Below are 5523 nucleotides of genomic sequence, written 5' to 3'. Positions count from 1 at the left end.
CGCATGACGTGTGGGCCCAGGGCGCCGGCCTGTGGGGCTGAGGCGGGCGTTAGCGAGAGGCTGAGTGACCGAAGCGCTTGTGCGCAGCTTGCTTTGTGACGCCGAGGGCGGCGCCTATGACCGTCCAGGATTCTCCGGCGGCACGAGCGTCAGCGACGGCGCGACTCAGGTTCTGCTCGGCGTCGAGCACTTGCTTTTTCGCGGCGATAATGCGCCTAAAGTGCGTTGCGTCGCGCGATTGGGCGATCGCCGGGTCGAGAGCGTCCAGGCCGGTATCTGGCAGGCCCGCCGTCGTAGTCGTTTGCTGGCTCATGGCAATCACCTCAGAAAGTCGTAGAACTTCGGTCGTAGACGGTCCGCATGGATGATGCGGGTTGGTGCGGTGGAAGGAACCGCTACGAGCTCGAGCAGACTGGAATCCTTTGCTGGTCCAATCACAAGCAGCCGTTCCTCCCCGTCATACTCATACTCGACCAGGCGCAACGCGTTTTCCCAGGCGTGGACGACGTCGTCGACCGACAGGCCGTGCTTGAGAGCTGATCGGGCAACCCTCATTTGTCAACCTTACGTTGACGTAGGTGGGTGGTCAAGGCTGTACTTGGGGACGTACACTGCCGTTTCGTTGTTGTGACGATGTGTGGGAGCGTCATGTGTATACGGTTGCATACCCCACTGACATGAATTTAGGCGTGTGAGCAGGCGGCGGTGAGCTATACCTGGGACGCGAGTTCAGTTCGCACGAGAGTCACTGTTCGCGTCGCCCGCCGTCGATCCCAGGAGGAACCATGTCAGCCAACGTGACTGCGCCGCTGCTTGGCCGGCCATCCCAACCCGACGGGCTACTGCGTGCGCCGGCCTGTGGGGCTGAGGCACGACGGACGACGCGAGCATGATGTGGATCGCGCTGGCCTGCGGCTCGGCCCTGTTCGCCGGGCTGACCTCCGTGCTGGCCAAGCAGGGTGTGCGCACCACCGATTCCACGCTGGCCACGGCCCTGCGTACGCCCGTCATTCTGATTGGTGCCTGGGCCGTCGCCTGGCTCAGCGGTTCGGTTCACGAACTGGGTCACGTCTCCGCGCGCAGCATCGTTTTTCTCATCCTCTCGGGACTGGCCACCGGCGCCTCCTGGCTGTGCTTCTTCAGGGCGCTGCAACTTGGCCAGGTGAGCAAGGTTGTCCCCGTCGACAAGACCAGCACGGTGCTGACCGTGCTCCTGGCCGTCCTCGTGCTGGGGGAGCGGCCCACGCCGGTGGGGTGGCTCGGGCTGCTGGGGATCGCGGTGGGTACGGTGCTCATGCTCGACGCCGACGACGTGCGCGCCCTGGTCCGTCCCGGGAAGTCTCAAGGGGCTTCGGAGGACGGTCGCCCCGGCTCGGGCGCATGGCTCGTCTACGCGCTCGGCTCGGCTTTTTTCGCTGCGCTGACGGCGATTCTGGGCAAGATCGGCATCACGGACGTGCCCTCGGATTTGGGGACGGCGGTGCGCACCGGTGTCATCCTGGTCATGGCGTGGGGCATGGTGGCTGTGCGTGCGCGCGCCACGCGGACTGCCGCGGGTGGGGGCGGCGAGAATCTGCGGGCCCCGGGAGGGCCTCTGGGTATCGTGCCCGGAGAACTGGGGTGGATCCTCGCCTCCGCGGTGGCGACCTGCGCCTCCTGGCTGTGCTACTTCGCGGCGCTTCAGGGCGGGCCCGCCAGCGCCGTCGTTCCCATCGACAAGCTCAGCGTGCTCGTCACCGTCGCCTTCTCCGCGCTGGTCCAGGGGGAGAGGCCGGGCTGCCGCGCCGTGGCGGGACTGGTACTCCTCACGGCCGGGACGGTGCTCGTAGCCGTCGTGTGATGCCGCCCCACCCCCTCACCGAAACCGGCACTAATAACATGCCGAAACCGGCGGAAACTGCTGAGGGCGAGCTAAGTTCTTGGGACCTCGACCTGGAGCCTGCCCTCCGTGGTGACGGGGCGGCGTGTTGGCGTCCGCGTTGCGTCCCGACCTCGGCATCGGCTGGTGGTCCCGTGCTACCTGATCGGCGATCATGCCGGTGACGCTAACGACTGATCCGGGGCATGTCGGCGTCGTCGCCACGGAATAGACGTTCGTGCTCGGCGCCCCGGCAGATGTACTTCGCGCTTTCACTTGGTGTCTTGACTTGCTCACCGCTGGATCGTGACTGGGCATGTAGATCGTGACCCGGACTCGGCCCTGAACCTCTTCGACGACGGGCTCTGCCAGGCCCGCTTCGGCAACCTGTTCGAAGACGCGCTGCACGCCGGTGTCCCACTGCTTCAGGATCCCGGCTTCCCTGAAGATACGGGCGAGCGCCGGGTTGCGCAGCCGGGAGACACGCCGCATGGTGTCGATGGTCATGCCGGGCGGCGGCAGTCCTGGGCCGTCCACCTGGATGCGGTTGTCGTAGAAGCCGATGCGGATGGGAGGAAACGCATCGGATCAAGGAGGTGATGTAGTGGGGACACCGGTTGTGGGTGAAGTCGGTAGCCCTGCCACTTCGACCGGTTTCGGTACGTCATTAGTGCCGGTTTGGGCACGTTACTTGTGCCGGTTTCGGTGAAAGGGGTGGGCGAGTGGGTTGCGCGGGCGGCTAGGATCGAAGACGATGACGACTCCGCCCATCGCAGCTGCCGGCTCGCCGGCGATGACCTCTTCCGCACACGCCGCTAACACCAACGACTCAACGTCGGCCGCCACCACCGGGGCGGCCGACGTCACCCGCACCCTGGCCCTGCCCGAGGACCTGGCCCCCGTCGCCCTGCTCGGCGCCCGCGACGAGGTGCTGCGCGCCGTCGAGCGCGGCTTCCCCGACGTCTCCGTCCATGTGCGCGGCACCACCGTTACCGTCACCGGAGCGGCCGCCCGGGTCGACGTCGTCGTCGTGCTGCTGTCCGAGCTCATCGACGTGGCCCGTGCCGGCACCCCCCTGACCGCCGACGCCGTCGAGCGCGCCATCGGCCTGCTGGACACCGCCGCCCGCCCCGCCGAGGTCCTCACCGACGACGTGCTCACCACCCGCGGGCGCTCCATCCGCCCCAAATCGCTGGGGCAGAAGGCCTACACCGACGCCATCGAGAACTCCACCATCACCTTCGGTATCGGCCCGGCCGGCACCGGCAAGACCTACCTGGCCATGGCCAAGGCCGTCGACGCCCTGGTGCGCAAGCAGATCTCCCGCATCATCCTTACCCGCCCGGCCGTGGAGGCGGGGGAGAACCTCGGCTTTCTGCCGGGCACCCTCACCGACAAGATCGACCCCTACCTGCGGCCCCTGTACGACGCCCTGCACGACATGCTCGAGCCGGAGGCACTGCCTCAGCTCATCGCCGCTGGCACCATCGAGGTCGCCCCGCTGGCCTATATGCGCGGCCGCACTCTCAACGACGCCTTCATCATTCTCGACGAGGCCCAGAACACCAGTCCCGAGCAGATGAAGATGTTCCTCACCCGCCTCGGCTTCGGCTCCAAGATGGTGATCACCGGGGATGTCTCCCAGGTCGACCTGCCCGGCGGGCGCCCCTCCGGGCTGCAGGTCGTGCGCCGCATCCTGGACGGGATTGAGGACATCAGCTTCTGCGAGCTGACCAGTGCCGACGTGGTGCGGCACCGGCTCGTCGGCCTCATCGTGGATGCATACTCGCGTTACGACGCCGACCGCTCCGCCACCGGCGCCGAGCGCGGACCCGGCCGGGGCAACCCCCGCCGTCGCACCCCCTCCGAATTCCGAGACAGGAACCGCCCATGACTACCGAGGTCATCAACGAGACCACCACGCCCATCGACGGCTCGGAGTTCGCTGCCCTGGCCGACTATGTGCTTGCCGCCATGCACGTCAGCCCCATGGCCGAGCTCAACATCCTGTTCATCGACCCCGAGCCCATGGCCGAGCTGCACGTGCGCTGGCTGGGCCTGGAGGGCCCCACCGACGTCATGAGCTTCCCCATGGACGAGCTGCGCCCCGGCACCGCCGAGAGCGAAACGCCCCCCGGCACCCTCGGAGACGTCGTGCTGTGCCCGCAGGTCGCCGCTGCGCAGGCGCTGGAGGCCGGCCACAGCGCCGTCGAGGAGATGTTGTTGCTCACCGTCCACGGAATCCTGCACCTGCTCGGCTATGACCACGCCGAGCCGGAGGAGAAGCAGGAGATGTTCGACCTGCAGCGCAAGCTGCTGCTCACCTTCCTGGCGGAGCGGGGCAAGTGACCGCCGCGCCCACACCCCTGCTGCTTGTAGCGGCGGTGATCGTGCTCGGCTTCGGGATGGTGCTGTCCGCGGCGGAGGGGGCACTGACCCGCATGACCCGCGCCGCCGCCGAGGACCTGGTGGAGGCCGGGCGCCGCGGCGCCGAGCGCGTGGTCGCCCTCACCGCCAAACGCGAACAGGTACTCGGCACCGTCACCGGCCTGCGCGCCGGGGTGGAGATGCTCGCCGCCATCCTGCTCACCGTGGGCGTGGCCGGACTGTTCCCCCGGTGGTGGCAGGTCCTGCTCGTCTCCCTCGCCCTCAACCTGGTGCTGCTCGGCCTGCTGGTCGGCGTCTCCCCGCGCTCGGCGGGGCGCCGCAACCCCGGCGGAACCCTGCTCGCCCTGGCCGGCATCCTCGACAAGCTCAACGCCCTGGGTGCCCCCTGGCGCTGGCTGGAGTCACGCTACGGGCGGGCCTCCACCCTCACCGACGCGGAGGTACGCGCGGAGGTCACCGAGGATCTGCGCGAAATGATCGACGAGATCGGCGATTCGGACACCATTGAGGACGAGGACCGCGAAATGATGCGCTCCGTGGTCGAGCTCGGCCAGACCCTCGTGCGCGAGGTCATGGTGCCCCGCACCGACATGGTCACCATCGAGGAGCACAAGCCCGCCAGTGCCGGCATGCGCCTGTTCGTCCGCTCCGGCTACTCGCGCGTTCCCGTCGTCGGGGAGGACGCCGACGACGTGCGCGGCATCCTCTACCTCAAGGACGTGTTGCGCCGCCTGGCCGACCACCCCGAGCACGGGGAACGGCCGGTGGTCTCCTTCGTGCGCGACGCCGTGTACGTGCCCGAGACCAAGGTGGCCGACGACCTGCTGCGGGAGATGCAGCTGGGTCACTTCCACATTGCGCTGGCCGTGGACGAGTACGGCGGGATCGCCGGGCTGGTCACCATGGAGGACCTGCTGGAGGAAGTGGTGGGCGAGCTCACCGACGAGCACGACCACGCCGAACCCACGGCCGAGGACCTCGGGGACGGCACCTTCCGCGTCCCGGTCCGCATGGGGCTGGACGCACTCGGCGAGTTATTCGACCTGGAGATCGACGACGACGACGTCGACACCGCTGGCGGCCTACTCACCAAGGCCATCGGCAGGGTCCCCCTGCCCGGGGCGAGCGGTGACGTGCAGGGTATTCACCTGCTCGCCGAGGAGGCCACCGGCAGACGCCGTCAGGTTGCCACACTCCTCGCATCCCGCAGCCAGGCCGGCCCGCTCACGCCCCACCACCATGAGGAGGAGCCCCATGACGACTGAGCAGCCCCCCAC

The 5523-nt window shown here is 68.2% G+C and carries 7 protein-coding genes; 4 read left to right on the top strand and 3 right to left on the bottom strand.

Annotated elements, in window-relative coordinates; genetic code table 11:
* Positions 1-49 precede the first annotated feature (49 nt).
* Positions 50-313: a hypothetical protein gene (locus tag RWX45_RS02200; protein WP_316022152.1), complete on the bottom strand. Its 264-nt coding sequence runs from the start codon at positions 311-313 to the stop codon at positions 50-52.
* A 5-nt stretch (positions 314-318) separates the two neighbouring features.
* Complete coding sequence (locus tag RWX45_RS02195; RefSeq protein WP_316022151.1) at positions 319-555, bottom strand: hypothetical protein; 237 nt, start codon at positions 553-555, stop codon at positions 319-321.
* Between the two features lie 337 nt (positions 556-892).
* Between RWX45_RS02195 and RWX45_RS02190 the strand changes: the two genes are divergently transcribed.
* Complete coding sequence (locus RWX45_RS02190) at positions 893-1840, top strand: EamA family transporter (RefSeq protein WP_316022154.1); 948 nt, start codon at positions 893-895, stop codon at positions 1838-1840.
* A 30-nt stretch (positions 1841-1870) separates the two neighbouring features.
* Here the strand turns inward: RWX45_RS02190 and RWX45_RS02185 are convergent, their stop codons facing one another.
* Positions 1871-2395 (bottom strand): ATP-binding protein, encoded by a 525-nt coding sequence (locus RWX45_RS02185; RefSeq protein WP_410050662.1) that lies wholly within the window; start codon positions 2393-2395, stop codon positions 1871-1873.
* Between the two features lie 217 nt (positions 2396-2612).
* Between RWX45_RS02185 and RWX45_RS02180 the strand changes: the two genes are divergently transcribed.
* Genes RWX45_RS02180 through RWX45_RS02170 form a run of 3 tightly spaced genes read left to right on the top strand, consistent with a single transcriptional unit; the run spans position 2613 to position 5511 of the window.
* Positions 2613-3752 (top strand): PhoH family protein, encoded by a 1140-nt coding sequence (locus RWX45_RS02180; protein WP_316022150.1) that lies wholly within the window; start codon positions 2613-2615, stop codon positions 3750-3752.
* Positions 3749-4207, top strand: coding sequence for an rRNA maturation RNase YbeY (gene ybeY / locus RWX45_RS02175; RefSeq protein WP_316022149.1), 459 nt, complete (start codon positions 3749-3751; stop codon positions 4205-4207). Before RWX45_RS02180 ends, ybeY begins: the two co-directional genes overlap by 4 nt.
* Complete coding sequence (locus RWX45_RS02170; RefSeq protein WP_316022148.1) at positions 4204-5511, top strand: hemolysin family protein; 1308 nt, start codon at positions 4204-4206, stop codon at positions 5509-5511. The genes ybeY and RWX45_RS02170 overlap by 4 nt, the downstream gene beginning before the upstream one ends.
* Positions 5512-5523 lie beyond the last annotated feature (12 nt).

This window comes from Actinomyces sp. MRS3W (genome assembly GCF_032465695.1).
In the GTDB taxonomy this organism is placed as follows: Bacteria; Actinomycetota; Actinomycetes; order Actinomycetales; family Actinomycetaceae; genus Actinomyces.
The sequence above is the reverse complement of the archived record's forward strand: the minus strand, read 5'-3'. Positions and strand labels throughout refer to the sequence as shown.

Excerpts from the sequence above, each read along its gene's own strand:
- RWX45_RS02200 (WP_316022152.1), bottom strand. The coding sequence starts at position 313 with ATGAGCCAGCAAACGACTACGACGGCGGGCCTGCCAGATACCGGCCTG.
- RWX45_RS02195 (WP_316022151.1), bottom strand. The coding sequence starts at position 555 with ATGAGGGTTGCCCGATCAGCTCTCAAGCACGGCCTGTCGGTCGACGAC.
- RWX45_RS02190 (WP_316022154.1), top strand. The coding sequence starts at position 893 with ATGTGGATCGCGCTGGCCTGCGGCTCGGCCCTGTTCGCCGGGCTGACC.
- RWX45_RS02180 (WP_316022150.1), top strand. The coding sequence starts at position 2,613 with ATGACGACTCCGCCCATCGCAGCTGCCGGCTCGCCGGCGATGACCTCT.
- ybeY (WP_316022149.1), top strand. The coding sequence starts at position 3,749 with ATGACTACCGAGGTCATCAACGAGACCACCACGCCCATCGACGGCTCG.